The 16,792-nt window shown below is 54.0% G+C and carries 13 protein-coding genes and 1 tRNA gene; 4 read left to right on the top strand and 10 right to left on the bottom strand.

What is annotated here, in order from left to right; all coding sequences use genetic code 11:
* Positions 1 to 66 precede the first annotated feature (66 nt).
* Entirely contained in the window at positions 67 to 615 is a 549-nt protein-coding gene (locus LWL52_RS14535; RefSeq protein WP_242921151.1) for a DUF6992 family protein, read from the bottom strand.
* 649 nt (positions 616 to 1,264) lie between these two features.
* Here LWL52_RS14535 and LWL52_RS14530 point away from each other — a divergent pair.
* Positions 1,265 to 2,167, top strand: coding sequence for a histone deacetylase family protein (locus LWL52_RS14530; protein ID WP_242921148.1), 903 nt, complete (start codon positions 1,265 to 1,267; stop codon positions 2,165 to 2,167).
* A gap of 7 nt (positions 2,168 to 2,174) precedes the next feature.
* Here the strand turns inward: LWL52_RS14530 and LWL52_RS14525 are convergent, their stop codons facing one another.
* From LWL52_RS14525 to LWL52_RS14510, 4 genes are all read right to left on the bottom strand, one after another.
* Complete coding sequence (locus tag LWL52_RS14525; protein ID WP_242921146.1) at positions 2,175 to 2,357, bottom strand: hypothetical protein; 183 nt, start codon at positions 2,355 to 2,357, stop codon at positions 2,175 to 2,177.
* 82 nt (positions 2,358 to 2,439) lie between these two features.
* Entirely contained in the window at positions 2,440 to 3,150 is a 711-nt protein-coding gene (locus LWL52_RS14520; RefSeq protein WP_242921144.1) for a methyltransferase domain-containing protein, read from the bottom strand.
* A complete protein-coding gene (locus LWL52_RS14515; protein ID WP_242921142.1) occupies positions 3,125 to 4,252 on the bottom strand; it encodes a type III polyketide synthase in 1,128 nt (375 codons plus the stop codon). The genes LWL52_RS14520 and LWL52_RS14515 overlap by 26 nt, the downstream gene beginning before the upstream one ends.
* A gap of 168 nt (positions 4,253 to 4,420) precedes the next feature.
* The gene (locus LWL52_RS14510; RefSeq protein ID WP_242921140.1) at positions 4,421 to 5,533 is read right to left on the bottom strand and encodes an NAD(P)/FAD-dependent oxidoreductase; all 1,113 of its coding nucleotides are present in this window, start codon (positions 5,531 to 5,533) and stop codon (positions 4,421 to 4,423) included.
* A gap of 166 nt (positions 5,534 to 5,699) precedes the next feature.
* Here LWL52_RS14510 and LWL52_RS14505 point away from each other — a divergent pair, with 166 nt between their 5' ends.
* Positions 5,700 to 6,080, top strand: a complete 381-nt coding sequence (locus LWL52_RS14505; protein ID WP_242921138.1) for a T9SS type A sorting domain-containing protein — start codon at positions 5,700 to 5,702, stop codon at positions 6,078 to 6,080.
* 310 nt (positions 6,081 to 6,390) lie between these two features.
* Here LWL52_RS14505 and LWL52_RS14500 read toward each other — a convergent pair whose 3' ends face one another.
* The 3 genes from LWL52_RS14500 to LWL52_RS14490 form a co-directional block, all read right to left on the bottom strand.
* On the bottom strand, positions 6,391 to 6,738 hold the full coding sequence (locus tag LWL52_RS14500; protein WP_242921136.1) for a hypothetical protein: 348 nt from the start codon (positions 6,736 to 6,738) through the stop codon (positions 6,391 to 6,393).
* A gap of 157 nt (positions 6,739 to 6,895) precedes the next feature.
* Positions 6,896 to 6,970, bottom strand: a tRNA-Arg gene (locus LWL52_RS14495).
* A gap of 72 nt (positions 6,971 to 7,042) precedes the next feature.
* Positions 7,043 to 8,239, bottom strand: a complete 1,197-nt coding sequence (locus tag LWL52_RS14490) for a Pycsar system effector family protein (protein WP_242921134.1) — start codon at positions 8,237 to 8,239, stop codon at positions 7,043 to 7,045.
* A gap of 327 nt (positions 8,240 to 8,566) precedes the next feature.
* On the opposite strand from LWL52_RS14490, the gene LWL52_RS14485 reads away from it, so the two are divergent.
* Together LWL52_RS14485 and LWL52_RS14480 are read left to right on the top strand one after the other, a co-directional pair.
* The gene (locus tag LWL52_RS14485) at positions 8,567 to 12,382 is read left to right on the top strand and encodes a metallophosphoesterase (protein WP_242921132.1); all 3,816 of its coding nucleotides are present in this window, start codon (positions 8,567 to 8,569) and stop codon (positions 12,380 to 12,382) included.
* A 66-nt stretch (positions 12,383 to 12,448) separates the two neighbouring features.
* Positions 12,449 to 13,480, top strand: coding sequence for a DUF6268 family outer membrane beta-barrel protein (locus LWL52_RS14480; RefSeq protein WP_242921130.1), 1,032 nt, complete (start codon positions 12,449 to 12,451; stop codon positions 13,478 to 13,480).
* Positions 13,481 to 13,497: 17 nt separating this feature from the next.
* Here the strand turns inward: LWL52_RS14480 and ppk1 are convergent, their stop codons facing one another.
* Positions 13,498 to 15,606, bottom strand: coding sequence for a polyphosphate kinase 1 (gene ppk1, locus LWL52_RS14475; protein WP_242921128.1), 2,109 nt, complete (start codon positions 15,604 to 15,606; stop codon positions 13,498 to 13,500).
* Between the two features lie 65 nt (positions 15,607 to 15,671).
* The gene (locus tag LWL52_RS14470; protein ID WP_242921126.1) at positions 15,672 to 16,169 is read right to left on the bottom strand and encodes a SixA phosphatase family protein; all 498 of its coding nucleotides are present in this window, start codon (positions 16,167 to 16,169) and stop codon (positions 15,672 to 15,674) included.
* Positions 16,170 to 16,792: the final 623 nt, after the last annotated feature.

Raw genomic sequence — 16,792 nt, 5'->3', positions numbered from 1 at the left:
CAAAGCTTCTTAACGGACTGACTTACTTTTTGAACTTCTCTTTTTTAGAACTTAACTGCCCGAGGCTTAAAGTGGGGGAACAAGCCGTAACAACTGGTCAGCGCCGGACTCCAGCAGCAGCACCAGAAATCCATCCAGCAACAACAGAAACCAGCCCTGCAGCACTATGGCCTGTCCCCATCCCAGCAATTGCTCTGTTTTAGGCGAGTTGCGGGCACGCTCTTTCAGGTAAGCTCCCAGTAAAATATAGGCTATATCGAGGCCCACATTCAGGTATAAAATTTTCTTGTACCATTCGTGCTGATAGAGGCTGTGAGCAAGTGTCTGGCTGGCAGCAGCAGGCACAAAAAGCGAATAAAGGGCTGCCGCCGCAATGCACAAATTCACGATGTTCCAGTACAGGTTCATCTGGAAGTAGAACTTCTTGCTGCGCGAAGCTTTGGTGAGTTTAAAACTGCCGATCACAATGTTGAGGATGGCCCACCCCCCCAAAACCAGCATCCCTGTTTTTAATGTTTGGGTCTGCTGCTGGTTAAAAGCGGCAAGGGCATTGCCCTGCGCCTGCGCGGCAAAGCCCCAGAGGAGCAAAGGGAGCAGGCAAAGGTATTTTCTCATAACGCGTTTCATTGATTTTTGTAGGAACGGTTTTTCGGGATGTTTCGCATATGTACGCAAGTATGGGCCCTGCCGCCGGGTATAGCTGCTGATGGCAGGCCATAAGGCAGAGCTTGCTGTTTACCTCGGGGAAGATCCGTCTGATCGCCGGGCGCAAGTTGGTGGATAGTATGGGTTGTGAGCCGCACTCGGGGCTTTGTCGCTGCTGCCCGGATATCGCGGGTTTATACGTTGCAGCGCTGCCGCCGGGCACACATCCTCTGTCCTTAGAATTGCATTGGCCGATAGGAGCGGCCACTTGCGACAGGGCTTTTTGCCAGGCACCTTACAGCACAAGCCCTGGCAACAAGGGGTAAGTATAAATGCTAAAAATTTTACACTCTGCGGGCCTGTAATATGAAATTGTTAAGATTTTGTCCGACTTTTAACAGGCATTTAACAGCAAAGCGTGGATAAGTAGGGGTAATAAACAAAGTTATCCACAATTATCCACAACTGGCGAGGCCAAAATTACGCAGCAGAAGGCACCTGTTTTTACTTATCCACTTTGCTAAACAGGGCTGCTAAAGGCGTTAGTTTTTGCACTGTTTGCATCGGCTCGGCAAACAACCTAAAACTTGTGCTACAGTATTGTTGTTAGCTTTGTGCTATGCTAAAAATTGCCTGGTCTGAAATATTTGCTCACAGCCTACCGGAGGGCCATCGTTTCCCGATGGCCAAGTATGATTTGCTGCCCGAACAGCTGCTGTACGAAGGCACTATTGTGGATGACAACCTGTTTGCGCCGGAGCCCTTGCCCGAGCAGTTTATACTTGATACTCACGATGCCACCTACTGGCAGCGCCTGCGCGACCTGCAGCTGACGCCTGCCGAGGTGCGCAAGACAGGCTTCCCCCTGTCAGAGGAGCTGATCCGGCGGGAAGTGGTGATCATGAACGGCACGCTGCAGGCTACCCGGTTTGCGCTGCAGTATGGCATCGGGATGAACATTGCCGGCGGCACGCACCACGCGTTTACCGACAGGGGTGAAGGCTTTTGCCTGCTCAACGACATTGCCATTGCTGCCAACTACCTGCTCCGCTACGAAGGCATCCGGAAAGTGCTGGTTGTGGACCTGGACGTGCACCAGGGCAACGGCACGGCGCAGATCTTCCGGCACGAGCCGCGGGTGTTTACCTTCAGCATGCATTGCGGCCACAATTATCCCTTTCATAAAGAAACCTCGGACCTGGATCTTCCCCTGGCCGAAGGCACGGACGATAAAACCTACCTGGCGCTGTTGAAACAAACGCTCCCCCGCCTGCTGGACGAGCAGCAGCCGGAGTTCGTCTTTTTTCAGTCGGGGGTGGATGTGCTGGCAACCGACAAGCTGGGCAAGCTTGCCATGAGTATAGAAGGCTGCAAGGAGCGCGACCGAACGGTGCTGGAGCTATGCCGCCGGCACAGGCTGCCGGTTACGGTAAGTATGGGAGGGGGCTACTCTAAACAGCTGGCCCACATTGTGGAGGCGCATGCCAATACATTCCGGCTGGCCCAGCAGGTATACTTTTAAAGCAGTTTTAGCGGTTTTTACGGCCGCCCACCAGCAACAAGCGCAGCACCAGGTAAATGAAGGGAGCCAGCGCCAGTACCAGCACGGCAAAGAGCACTACTTTCACCACTTTGATGAAGATGGAAATAATAAAAGCTGATGCGATAAGCGAGATGATCGCCAGCGCCCATAATTTTACTTTGTTGCTCATGCGGGTAAGATAAGGGTGTGTTGCCCGGCAAGCAGGCGTACAGGTCAAAAAGTAACTAGTATACTTTGCCGTGCTGCAAAGGTTAGCTTTTGAGCAGGAGCAGTTGCCACCGAAAGGCCCACATCCAGCGCAACGAATACTGCCTGATGCCTGCCTGCTGCACCAGTTGCTGCAGTTCCTGCCGTCGGAAGGCACGCCAGACTGAGAGTGGCGCATCGTTGCGCACCAGGCGCGAGCCCCCGAACAGCACCGTGATATACTTGATGGCATAGTAGGCCAGCCAGTGGCGGTGCAGGTCGTTGATGATCACGCCAAGCTGCGCCTGCCGGTGCAGCCTGCCGAACAGACTCGTGAGCTGCTCGTTGGTGAAATGATGGCAAAAAAGGCTGCAGACAATGATGTCATACTTCTCGCGGGCGAATGCTTCGGAGAACACATCGGCCTGCAGCAGGCTTATTTCCGGGTACTGCTGGCAACGCCCGCGGGCATACTGCACCATAAAGTCGTTCGCATCTACGCCCTGCAGTTCCACGGGTATACCTTTGCGGCGAGCCCAGCGGGCCATGCTTTTGAGCGTGTCGCCGCCCCCGCAGCCAATGTCGGCAATGCGCAGCGGCTGCTGGCGGTTATACGTGCCCGTTAGCTTACTGAGCGCATCCAGCACCACCTTGTGGCCACCCAGCCAGCGGTTGATCACCTCCAGCTCGTTTAGGTTCCTGCGCAGCTCCTCACCTGACAAGGTGAGGTCGTCCATCAGCTCGGGCTCGTCAGAGCGTTGGAGCAGCCTCTGCATAGTGCACTTTAAGTAACATGGATTCCAGCGTAAGCCCCGGCCCGAAGGCAAAGCTCAGCACCGGTTCGTTCTTATCTTTATGGGTGAGTTCGTCCATCAGCGCCTGCAGCACAAACAGCACCGTGGCCGACGACATATTCCCGAAATCGCGCAGCACCTGGTAGGCAAAGCGGTTGTCGTTGCGCGACAGGCCCAGTTCCTGTTCGATCACCTCGAGTATGCGGCGCCCGCCGGGGTGTATGGCAAAAAGTTTGATCTCGGCCATGGTGGTCTTCAGGCCCTGCAGCAACCTGTCGGTCAGTTCCCGGATGCCATTCTTGATCAGGTCAGGTACGTAGGAGGAAAGCGTCATCTCAAAACCTGTATCGCCAATGTGCCAGGCCATCTCGCGCTTACCGGCAGGTGCCAGGTCGCAGTGGAACGATTGCAGCTCCAGGCTCACTTCCCGGCAGGGCTCGCCTTGCATCAGCACCGCGGCCGCGCCGTCGCCAAAAAGCGCATTCGACACCAGGTGGTCCTGCTCGGCGTGTTTTTGGAAGTGGATGGTGCAGATCTCTGTGCACACCAGCATTACCCGGGCGGTGGGAGTGGCTTTGCAGATGGCATCGGCCAGCTTAATGGCGTTAAAGGCGGCATAGCAGCCCATAAAATTCACGGCGGTGCGCTGCACGGTGGTTGGCAGGCCCAGCCGTTCCACCAGTTCAATATCCAGGCCTGGGGCATACATGCCGGTGCAGCTCACCGTGATCAGGTGCGTGAGGTCTGCCAGGTGGGTGCCCGAAATTTTAGACAGGCAGCTGCGTACTGCTTCCTCCGAGAGGTCCACCGCGTGCTGCTTGTAGAGGTTCATGCGTTGCTGCACCCCCGGAAAAGGCTCTAACGAAGGGGTATTGGGGAAAAAAGTGAAGCTGCCGTTCTGGCGCGCATAATCCTCGAGCACCGTATAGCGCTGGCCAATACCCGACACCCGGTACAAGGCTTTCAGCTTGCGGGTGTCCTGCTCGTCAAACTGTAGCGCGGCCGCCATAAATGCCGCAATTTGCATCTGCGGTATTTTGTGGGGTGGGTTCGCGGTGCCGATAGCGCATAAGTAGCTCTTCATAGGGGAATATTTCTAAGTGTTCCTGTTGGTTGTGGTGCCGGAAGGAGCCCGGTGTTAAACAGAAATAAAGCCTTATAGTTATGGCCAATTGCTACAAGGCAGGCAACAGGTAACCAACCTAACTACGAAAGCAGTTGCTTTAAGATATAGGCAGGCCAGGTATACCTCTCAGAAAGGCTGCCCGTGTGTTTGCCGCATCACCAGGCGCACCAGGGGCGGAAGCCATTGCAGCGCTCCTACCGCCACTTCCGAAAGAATGGGGCTGCCGAAAAGCTGCTGCACCGCGCGGCCCACCTGCAGGCGCCCGGCAAACTGCTGCTGCCAGGCACGGCGGTAATTTTCTTCCAGTTGTGGCCGGGGCAGCCCTTCCCGGAAATAGCGCAGCACCTGGTCGGTAGCAATTTTGCCGGAGTGGATAGCCATGGCCATGCCGTTGCCACACAGCGGCGTGATCATACCTGCCGCATCGCCGCAAAGCAGCATGTGGTTCTCGATGCAGGTTTTAGGCGCAAACGATATTTCGTTGATCACCTCGGGTTGGTCGTAGAGGAAATCAGCCTCTTCGAATATGCGGCGCAGGTGCGGGTTGCGGCACAGCACGGCCTGTTCCATAGCCGCTATACTTCTGTGGGCTTTCAGGTTGCGGCGCGTGGTCAGGTAACAAAAGCAGTACCGGTCATCTTCTATCGCCGAAATGCCGGCATAGCCCTCCTTAAAATTGTGGAGCGCGATCAGGTCGCGGGGTGCATCGTAGCGAAGGTGGTATTTAATGCCCAGGTAGGGAGAGCGGGCCTGAAAGAAAGGGCGGTTCAGCTGCCGGTCGAGGTTGGCGCGTTTGCCGAAAGCGCCCAGCACCACCTTGGCAGCCAGCGTTTCGCCCCCGGAGAGTTGCAGGGTAAAGGCATCGCCTGTAAAGCGTACATCCTGTACGGTCTGTTGCAAAATAAATTGCACTTCCTGCTGCTGCGCCACTTGGTAGAGGTAGTGGTCCAGCGCATAACGGCTTATTCCAAACCCGCCCAGGTCCAAGGGGGCAAACAGCGCCTTGCCTTTCGGAGAGGTAAGCATAAACCGGTTAATGGCCGCCGGCTGCAGCAAGGCCGGGTCAGCACCAAGCGCGCGCAGGTAAGGCAGCACCTCGTTGGAAACATACTCGCCGCATACCCGGTGAAAAGGGTATACTTTCTTCTCGACCAGCACCACCCGGAGCCCGGCTTTTGCCAGACCCAGCGCACTTACCAGGCCCGCCAGGCCACCACCTACAATTGCAATATCAGTCAATGCTGTTCACTTTACAGGTACTTAATATATTCCAACTGCCTGGTAGTATAATTTGGTGAATACCGCTGATTTATAGGGTATAATGCAAGAACAAATTATGCAGCCAGCCGTTGAAATAAATGGAACGACTTTTGTTTAATTTTGAATAAGAATTTACTCATTTTATATGAAGCTACTTATACTTTCTTTGTTTATGTGTTCGCTTGTGCAGGTCGCGCAAGCCCAGGCCCGCCCACCTGTCGTAGGGCAGCTAACCCAGACAGATAAAGAAAAAGCCCTTACTGTGGAGCAGGAAGACCAGGACATTGCGATTTATCCAAACCCCAGCGACGGGGTGTTCACTATTTCAGTTTCTAACCTGAATGCCCGCACGGCAGATCTGCGCATCATCAATGTAATCGGCAACGAGGTGTTGCACGAAACATTGTCGCGGGGCGAGGGGCAGTTCACCACAACCATCGATTTGAACAGTTTTGCAAAAGGGCTTTATTACATTAAGCTCGAAGCAAATAAATTCAGTGCAGTGCGCCGTGTCGTGATCAAGTAAAATACTGCGCCATACAACACTAGAAGGCAGCCCTTTTCAGGGCTGCCTTTTTTGTTTCCGGTAAAGGGTAAAGTATAAAACGACCCGTGAGCACAGCGCAGCAGATCAGGACTAAGTATGGCCATGTCTGAAATAATAAAGAAGTTGAAAAGCGCCCTAGAAAGGAGCAGGGAAGAAAAAAATTGTTGTTAGGAAGTATACTTCGCAGCAGTGCAGCCGAAGCAAGGTGGCTGAAACTGCAGCGGCAAAAGAGGCCGGTAGTAACGCTGGTAAGGAACTGAGAAAGGGTGTTGCTTCTTGTTAAAAGGCGTTATTTCTCTGGCAGGATGGCTTTGGATACGTAGCCGGTATAAGCGATGGTGTCTTTACGGATGCGTGCCTTTATAAAGATGGCATTGGAGGTGTCGAGTACCTGGATTTGCTGGGCAGTGTCGAAGTGGATGAGCGAGACGCCCTCAAAGCTGGGGCTGTTGTAGAGCTGGCCATTGATGAGGGGGTGGGTTACCAGCAGCACATCGGCCTCAAGCGGGGGCGTAGCACCGGTCTCACTAGCTTCAGTAGCCTCAGAACTATGCTGTACCATATTCTTTTTGTTCCGGTTACAGCCGGCAGTCAGTGTCAGGGCAGCAAGGGCGCCCAATAGAAGCAACTTTCTCATAGGCAGAACTGATATAATATCTTATATATATGGATATGGCAGCAGAAAGTTGCGGTTTATCTTAAAAAGATGTGCCTGGTCAGGTAGGTATGGAGGCGTTAGTAGCAGCAGGTTAAACTAAAAAAGCCCATTCCAATTCAGGAACAGGCTTTTTGCATGGTGGCCCCGCCGCGAATCGAACGCGGATCTAAAGTTTAGGAAACTTCTATTCTATCCGTTGAACTACGGGGCCGGTGGATTTTCGGCAGGCAAATTTAGCTTTAATCCGCTCGCCAAACAAGTGGCCCGGCAGGGAACGGGTTTCTTAATAAAAAGCGACGGCTATACCAAAGGCGATGACGGTGAGCACCAGCCCCACCATAAAGATCGTGTATGAAATGCGCAACACCCGATACTTGCGGTTCAGTACCTCACCCAGGTAATAAATATCGGTGATCATGTTGTTATACAGCGATTTTTTGTCGCGCATGATCTCATGCATTCCTTTGCGGAAATCTTCTAAGGGCAGCTTGGTAAAGTTGCCGAAAAAAAGCAGGTTCACCTGGCGGGTGTTTACCCGGGAGCTGTTTTTCCGGAGCTTCAGGCTGGTGATCTCGGGCTGGGCCGAAATAATGGCAAAGATCACTGAGCCCAGCGTGGTGAGCAGCAAAGTGCCGATAGGGATAATTAGGGAGCGGTGATGCGTGTAATCGGTGCCTATCACAGAGGTCTTGGCGCTCAGGTAAGTGATGATGACGGAAAGGATGATGGCATTCAAGCTGATCATCATGTTTGCCTTGTTATCGGCAATGCCGCTGAGGTCCAGGTGCGTTTTATAGGTGTTGCGGAACATGGTCTCGATGCCCCGCTTGGGCTGCGCCAGTGTTTTGCGGTGTTTTTTCTCTTCTTTCTTTTTATGCTTCTCCTCTGTGCTCAGCAATTTGCGCTGCTCCTGTATGTTCAGGCCCAGTTGCGCGGCGTATTTGTGTTGTGCCTCGGTTGAAAGAAAGGAGGTGGACAGCAGGAAGTTCAGCTGAAACTTAGCCCATTCTCTTTCTGTAAAGAACTTGTTCCGGTAGATTTCCCACTCTACCCGCAGTAACTCGGCAGTGGCCGCAAAAGAGGCTTTGCCCATGTTAGACAGGTCGGCATCTACCAGAAGCGTTTGCAACTGCCCCTGCGGCTGCACGCCGGCCTGCGTTGCTTCTATGCAACCAAGAATGCGGTTGATGCGCTCCTGTGGGTACTGGCGCTCCTGCAGCCAGTCGGTGGCCAGGCGCTTGCTCTCTTCTTCGTGCCCATCATATGTAACTGTATAACCGGTATCATGAAACCAGGCGGCCAGCACCAGGTCCTGCAGTTCATCGGGCGCCAGGTGGCTCATGCGGCCAAGTTCCTGTGCTTCGGTTACCGTTTCAAAGGTGTGTCTGTAATTGTGGTAAACCAGCTTTTTCGAGAGTTGTTCCTTAAAGAGCTGAAGAACATACTCACCGGCGGCCTTTATAATTGTTGCTTCTTCCATAGTGGTTTAAGTACTGCCGCTGCTTAGGCAGGCTGCATAAGATCGGCAGGTATACTGCGGTCAAGTAGTTGGCTGCAGTAATTTGCGGTTACGGTAACTGCTGCATTTTGTTAGTGAATCGGCCTTAATCCCGGTGCGGAAGGTATGATTCGGGTAACAACTAAAATTTGTTGCGTCTCGTTAGCAAAGCCTGTCCAGCCACATCCCTAGCCTGCCGCTACAGCTCAGGAGCCTCTGTATCACCAGCCTGGCAATACGTCTGCCGCTACAAAGCAGGCAGGTTTTCACAAGGTATGACGTAGCCCGGACAAGAGAGTTTTCGTACGTATGAAGAAAATGTATACCCCTAAGTGCCTTCCGATACGCCTCCTCGGGCAGCTGTTGCTCACGCTGCTCCTGAGTGCCTGCGTCAACACAAAGCCCTATTATAGCCCCAAGGCAGCCAACTGGGAGCAGGAAAAACCCGCCCCCGGCAACAAGCTGCTGTACACGGTATTTCTCATTGGCGATGTGGGCGAACCCCGGACCGACGGCGTGCAGGAGCCCACCCTCAAGCTGCTGCAGCGCATGATGAACGAAACCGGCGAGCAGAGCGCGACCATTTACCTGGGCGACAATGTCTATTACAATGGCCTGCCCAAAGAAGGTGCCTTAGATCGCAAGGTGTCGGAAGAGCGCATGAACGAGCAGCTCAATATTCTGAAAGGCTACCCCGGCGAAACCTACATGATAGCGGGCAACCACGACTGGAACCACAGCGGACGCGGCGGACTGGAGGCCGTTATGCGGGAACAGAATTACGTAAATGAGTACCTCGACAAGAAAGATATTGTGCTGGGCGACGATTACTATGTTCCCGGCAACGGGTGCCCGGGGCCCTACGAAGTGCGCCTGAGCGACAACCTGGTGCTGATCGCGGTAGACTCGGAGTGGTGGATGTTTCCTTTCAACAGGCCTTACGGCAACAACAGCGGTTGCGGCGCCACCTCCGAGGCCGACTTTCTGGTGAAGATGGAAGATATTATCGAGAAGAACCAGGGCAGTGATATCCTGGTGGTAGCGCACCATCCGCTCAAAAGCCGCGGAGCACATGGCGGTTTCTTCACGCTCAAAGACCACTTCTTCCCGCTAACCATGCTCCGCGAGTGGATGTATCTGCCACTACCTATCATTGGCTCCATTTACCCGTTTGCCCGCAAGTATGGCGGCATTCTGGAAGATATTCCGCACCCGCGTTACCAGGCATACATTGAGGGGCTGCTCAACATCTTCGACAAGTATGATAACATTACGTACGCCGCAGGCCACGAGCATGCCCTGGAGTACTTCAAGCATAATAACACGCCTTTGATTGTCAGCGGATCGGGCTGTAAGAACCAGTTTGTGAAGCCCGGCGGCGATGCGGAATATGCGCAACGGATAGAGGGCTTTTCCAAACTGCTCTATTATGACAACGGGGAAGTATGGACAGAATACTGGGTACCCGTAGACGGTGGGGCTACGGGCCGGATTACCTACCGCACGTTGCTTTACAACAAAAAGCCACCGCAGGAAAAGCCGCTGGTGCAGGATAATACCGATTACAGCGATAGCACCATTACCCTGGCGGCCAACAGCAAGTATGAGGTGAGCGGACTGAAAGAATTGCTCCAGGGAGAACACTACCGCAAGGAGTGGACCACCCCGGTAACAGCGCCCCTGCTGGACATGAAAAACGAGCTTGGCGGGCTGCGGCCTTACCAGAAAGGCGGCGGGCAGCAGACCACTTCGCTGAAGGTGCGCAACCCCGAGGCCCGGGAATTTAAACTCCGGAGCGTAAACAAAGAGCCAACCGTCGTATTGCCCGAGTTCCTCCTCGAATCAGAGGCTCGTAGCCGGCTGGAAGACCAGGTATCGGCGCAGCACCCGTATGGCGCCCTGATGGTGCCGCCCCTGGCTGATGCCGCCGGCGTGTTTCATACCAATCCCAAGTTGGTATACATCCCGCAAACGCCTTATCTACGGCAGTATGAAGACGAGTATGGCAACATGCTGGCCATGCTGGAGGAAGACCCCGATGAGAACCATGAAGATGTTGCCAGCCTTGGCAACGCCACTAACCTGGTGGGTACCGACAAAGTGTTGAGCGAACTCAAAGACGACAACGACAACGAAGTGGATGAGCAGGCGTTTGTCCGGGCCCGCCTGCTGGATATGCTTATCGGCGACTGGAACCGCCACGAAGGGCAATGGCGCTGGGTAGACCGCAAGAAAGCTGGCAAAGGGCACCTTTACATTCCTGTGCCGGTAGACCGCGACCAGGCCTTTTTTAAAGCAGACGGCATTCTGCCCTGGCTGGCTATGCGCAAATGGGGCACCCGGCAGGTGCAGAACTTCGGTTACGATTATCCCGATGTGCTGGGTCTCAACCTGAATGCCCTTACCCTGGACCGCACGTTTACTGCTAAAGTTACCCGCCAGGACTGGTTGCGCCTGGCCAACAATATAAAAGCCAGCCTGACAGATGCCGTGATCGAAAGTGCCGTGCAGCAGTTGCCCGAAAGTGTCCGCGGCATTTCAGGGCCGGAGTTGGTGGCCAAGCTGAAATCGCGGCGCGATAAGCTGCCGCAAGCCGCCGAGCAATATTATGAGCACCTGGCCAAAGCCGTGGATGTGGCCGGCAGCGACAAGCACGAACGTTTTCTGGTGAACCGGCTAAACGATGATCAGACGCAGCTGACCGTGTATAAGCTCTCCAAAGAAGGCGAGGTGCTCGATACCCTCTTCAAACGCACCTTTTATACAAGCGAAACCAAGGAGCTGCGCCTCTACGGTCTGGCCGGAGAAGACGAGTTTAAAGTGACCGGCAACGTGCAGAAAGGCATTGTGGTGCGCATCATCGGGGGCGGGGACGAAGACCTGATCGTGGACAATTCGCATGTGAGCGGCCCCCGCAAGTATACGGTCGTTTATGATATCAATACGGGCAACAAGTTTGACTTTGGCTCCGAAACGAAAGACGAAACCACCTTGTTTGAGGAAGTGAACGTGTATGATCGCGACAACTATAGCATTCCTTTTGTAGTTCCGCGCCTTAACCTGGGGTATAACGTAGATGACGGCGCTATTCTGGGAGCTGGCGTGCTGGCCCGCACCCAAGGATTCCGGAAAACGCCTTATGCTACCCAGCACCTGCTCGAAGGCAACTACACTTTCTTTACAAATTCATTTATGGCCCACTATAACGGCGACTTCCGGCAGGTGATGGGCCCGTGGAGCATACTTGTGGACGGCAAGGTGGAAGGGCCGCAAATGCAGCGTAATTTCTACGGGCTGGGCAATGAAACCAGCCAGGAGCCGGGTACGGACGAGGCTTATTACCGGGTGCGCTACGAGCGCCAGCGTTTGAGCGCTATGCTGTATAAAGATGTTACTTCTTTCTTTAAAGCAGGGATAGGCCCCACTTACGACCGCTTTAAAGTAGCCACGCCGGAAGCTGCGAACTTCCTGGTAAATGAAGCAGTAGCCGGCAACCTGCCAACCGATACCTACAACGCGGAAGCGGGCACGTTTAACGCGCAGCACTACCTGGGGGTAGCGGCCTTCCTGAACATGAACGTACTGGGCAGCAGCAGCGAGGCCAACCCGCGTATTGGCATGCGCTGGCATAACAGCATCAGTTATAGCCGGCAGCTAGGTGGCCAGCACCTGGGCTACGGCAATATCAGCTCAGATTTCAGCTTTTACATCACCCCCAATTTCCCTTTTCAGCTCACGTGGGCCGGCAGGGTGGGCGCATCGCATAACTATGGCAACTTCCGGTTTTACCAGGCCAGCACGCTGGGCGGCACCGATAACCTGCGCGGTTACCGCCGCACACGTCTGGCCGGCCGCTCGACTATCTATGCAAATGCGGAGGCCCGGGTAGCGGTGCTCAACTATAACCTGTTCCTGACGCCGGCTAAATTCGGGGTGCTTGGTCTCTATGATGTAGGCCGCGTATACAACGATACGGACCCGGGGCAGCCGTTTTTGCGTAGCCTCCATTCCGGCTACGGCGGCGGTATCTGGACAGAGCTACTGCAACGCAATGTGTTGTCGCTGACGTATGCCGTGGGCGATGATGATGAGCTATGGATGCTGAAATTAGGCTTCCTGTTTTAAATAAGCTAACAGCCACGTGCCGCACTCCGGGGCAGCACGTGGCTTTCCGAACCTAACCTATACACTATGAAAAACAAGTATTTACTATTGCCGGTGCTGGCCCTGCTGCTGGGTGCCCCACGCGCTCAGGCGCAGAACCCCGAATCGCAGGTTCTGAAAACGTATGCCTCTCCTTCGGTGCAGGGTATGGGCAAAAGCAGGGGCATCATAATCGGCTATGAGCGGCTGCCGCAGTTTGATATCGACTCGAAGTCCGAAGACCCGCGGGTAGGCGACGGCAGCGGGCATGTGCGCCGCAACAACAAGTTTGATGTGCGCGCTTTCGGGCCCGTTATCAACAAGCCGCAAACAAAGCTTATCCTGGGGCTTACGTATAAGTATGAGGAATTTGAGTTTGGCAACATTACGCCCAGCTCCTACAGCCTTTATGAGAACCTGCAGGACAAGCATCTCAAAAGCCTGGGCCTGCAACTGGCCTTTCTGCACTCGCTCAACGACCGCCGGTTTTACCTGATCCGTGTCAAAGGCGAGCTAAACGGCGACTACCGGCAGGAGAATATCGGTATTTCTGATTTCCTGAAAACCACCGTGGACCTGGCTTATGGCTGGAAGAAAACTCCCGACTATGCCATTGGCGTTGGCGTGGAAGTGGGCTATACGTTCGGGCGACAGAGCATTTATCCCGGCATCCTGTATAACCGCACTTTCAACAAGCAGTGGGGTGTCGAATCCATTTTTCCGGCCAACGCCCGCGTACGCTACAACATGGATGAAAAAACACTTTTCTATGCCGGCTATAAGATCGAGGGCGCGGCCTATACGTTGCGTGTTAAGAACCCGCCTTTATCGGAGTTCGGGAATGTGGAGTTGCGCCGCACCGACTTTAAAGGGCTGGTGCGTGCCGAGCGCGAGATCTACGACTTTCTATGGTTTGCCGTGGAAGGCGGTTTCCGGCAGTATTACCGCAACCGCGTGTTCGATGATATCGGCTCTCAGAACGAGCTGATCAAAAACGACCTGGCTGGCACAGGGTATATCGGGGTGGAGCTGTTTGCCGTGCCCCCGCGCAAGCTCCTGAAAAAGCACGGCGGCGAGTAAGCGCTGCCCGCTTTGGCTTATTTGCCTTTTCGTTCCGGATTCATCCCTTCGGGCACCAGGCTGCGGAGGTACTCATACGTCTTGTACTGCGAGCGCACGCTGGCTGCCGCCGGCTCCTGCACATAGTTGTTGTATACATCGCGGGCTTTGGTGTCATCGGCCAGTTGAAAGTCGATGATGGTGCGTACCTGCGCTACCAGGTTAGGGTGCAACAGCGGAAAAGCTACTTCGATGCGCCGGTTCAGGTTGCGTGTCATCCAGTCGGCTGAGGCCACATAATACTGCTCCTCGCCGTTGTTGTGGAAAATGTATACCCGGGCATGCTCCAGGTAACGGTCTACAATGCTGCGCACCTGTATGTTCTCGCTCAGCCCCGCCACACCCGGCACCAGGCAGCAGATGCCGCGCACCAGCAGCTGAATTTTAACGCCTGACTGGCTGGCTTCATACAGCTTGCGGATCATGCGCTCGTCCTGCAGCGCATTCATCTTCAGGATCATACTTGCCGGCAACCCTTTGCGGGCATTGCGTATCTCGCGGTCAATCAGCCCTACAAACTTTTCGCGCATGTTGATGGGGGCCACCAGCAGGTGCTCGATTTTTTTGTCGGTTTGGCGATCCACGAAAAAGTTAAAGACCTGTTCCACATCCCTGGTCAGGCGTGGATCTGCGGTAAACAGGGCGTAGTCGGCGTAGATGGTTGCGGTGTCCTCGTTATAGTTGCCCGTACTCAGGTATGCATAGTTTACTAGGGTGCCGTTCTCATTGCGCGTGATCAGGCCCAGCTTGGAGTGTACTTTCAGGTCCTCGATGCCAAAGATCACGTTGGCGCCTGCCTTCTGCAGCTTGCCTGCCCAGTAAATGTTGGATTCCTCGTCGAAACGCGCTTTCAGCTCTACCACAACCGTTACCAGCTTGCCGTTTTTAGCGGCCTTTACCAGCGCTTTGGCAATGGCCGATTTGTCGGCTACGCGGTACAGGGTAACACTGATGGCGGTTACGTTGGGGTCGGTAGCGGCTTCGTTAAAGAGGCGCAGCACGTAGTCGAACGACTGGTAGGGGTAATGAACCAGGTAATCCTGCTTTTGCATGGCGGCCAGTATGCTGGGCTCTTTCTCCAGCAACGGGTGCACCAGCTGGGGCTGCGGGTCATACTTGAGGCGGGGCAGGTTAAAGTCCGGGAACTGAAAAAAATCGCGGAAGTTGTGGTACTTGCTGCCTTCCACCAGTTCCTCTTCCGATATGCCGGTGTGAGCCATCAGGCGGTCAAGCAGGTCCTGGGGCATGGTGGGGTCGTAGAGCAGGCGCGCCGGGTAGCCGGTTTCGCGCTTCTTAACGCTTTTGCGAATCTTGGCCATCAGGTCGCCCGATACTTCCTCTTCAATATCCAGTTCCGCATCCCGCGACACCTTTACGGCATGGGCATCAAAGTGCCTGTATTGGGGAAACAACAGCGGCAGGCAGTATCGGATCACATCGTCCACAAACATCACGTAGCGTTGCTCGCCCTCTGTGGGCAGCTTCACAAAACGCCCTCCAAGCTTTTTGGTGGGGATTTCCAGCATGCTGAAACGCTCGGGCTTGTCACCTTCCGTTTTCGGATCATCCATTTTAATGCCTAGGTATACCGTCTGGTCTTTGAGAAAGAGGTGCGTTTCGGTGGCATCCAGGATAATGGGGAGCAGCAAGGGAGCCAGGGTTTCTTCAAAATAGGCCTTCACCCATTGCTGCTGCGCCGGGTTCAGGTCGTTCTCCGTCAGCATGTGGATGTTCTCCCGGCGCAGGTCGGGCAGTATACTTTCGCGGTACACCCTGCCAAACTCGTTCTGCTGCCGTTTTACCTCGCATATCACTTGGTCAAAGGTAATTGAAGGATCTTCTTCCAGCTTTTCGCGTGTCTTCTTTTTCAGCTTGATCAGGCGCTTGAGCGTTGCCACCCGCACTTTAAAGTACTCGTCGAGGTTAGAAGAAAAAATAGCCAGAAACTTAATGCGCTCCAGCAGCGGCACGCGCTTGTCTTCGGCCTCCTGCAATACTCTGAAATTAAAGGCCAGCCAGCTCAGCTCCCTGTTAATAAAAGGGAGTTCCTGCTGTGGGCTTGCCTGTAATAGTTGCTCTTCGTTCATGTGGTATAAAGGTGTGCCGGTAGGGCGTTGGCATCAGCGGCTTTTGCCGGAAAAGGATGCAGGTGTTACTTGTAGTTTTTTGGAAAATCGAAGAATAAAAAGTCCGCATTGTCGCGGCTGATTTCCGTCCAGTTATCGCAATCAAACTGCAGGGCTACGATGCCGGCAGTGGGCAGCCGGGCCAGGTTCTCCGGCGAGAGCTCGTTGGCAAAGTCGGAGATGCCCTCGTTGTGGCCCACCAGCAGCAGCGACTGCACATCTTTGGGCGTTTCCTGCACCACTTCCATCAGGTCTTTGATGCCTGCGGCGTACACCCGCTCATCCAGTACAATATCTTCCGGCTGGTAGCCCAGCTCTTTGCCTACCAGGGTAGCCGTGGTAAGCGCTCTTACGGCAGGGCTGGCCAGGATCAGGTCGGGCTTGAGGCCGCGGGAAGCCAGTTCCTGGCCCATGAGCTGCGCATCTTCGCGGCCCCGCTTATTCAACGGTCTGTCCTGGTCGCTGAGCCCTTCAAATTTCCAGCTCGATTTGGCATGGCGCAGGATATATAACGTCTTCATCATGTGTCGGTATTAAGTATGCCGCCGGGTGCACTTAAAAAGGAATTGCGGCAGCATTGCTACTTACTGAAACTGCTTGTAAATAGTTGTGGAGAGGCCCGGCAGGGAATGTATGAGCTGGGTTTTATACTTCCAGCTATACTTGGAAGCTTGAGTTTGATACTGCAGTTTATACTTCCAAGTTGTTGTTTGAGGCTCTATCTTATACTTCCGGCTATACTTGGTAACTACTGTATCGCTCGGTTTTATACTTTGGCTAGGCTGATCTTCAGGTATAAACTTCCAGCTATACTTGCTAGCTAGCTGAATTCCTCAGTTTTATACATGTCCTGTTTCATCTTTACCTTAGAGCGCTCCAAGCCCGCGAGGGCTCGTCCTCGGGTATCGCGCTGCTTTCGTTTCCTGCCTACCGGCTGCCACTATCGTGGCACCGGAAACTCTCGAGGCGCTCAACCCAAGGACTGGGAAGCTGTCCGATAGCTACTGTTTATACTTCTGCTTAAGTATAGCAAGTATTAAATCGGTTATCTTTTACAATGCAACTTGAACCAAGTCCCCCTTTGAAGGGGGTAGGGGGATGTTTCTGAGTAGCCTGAACTATACCACTTATACTTTGCTCAAGTATA

It is taken from the genome of Pontibacter liquoris (assembly GCF_022758235.1).
Lineage (GTDB): Bacteria > Bacteroidota > Bacteroidia > Cytophagales > Hymenobacteraceae > Pontibacter > Pontibacter liquoris.
Note: the sequence above shows the minus strand (reverse complement) of the source record. Positions and strands in the feature narration are given on the sequence as shown.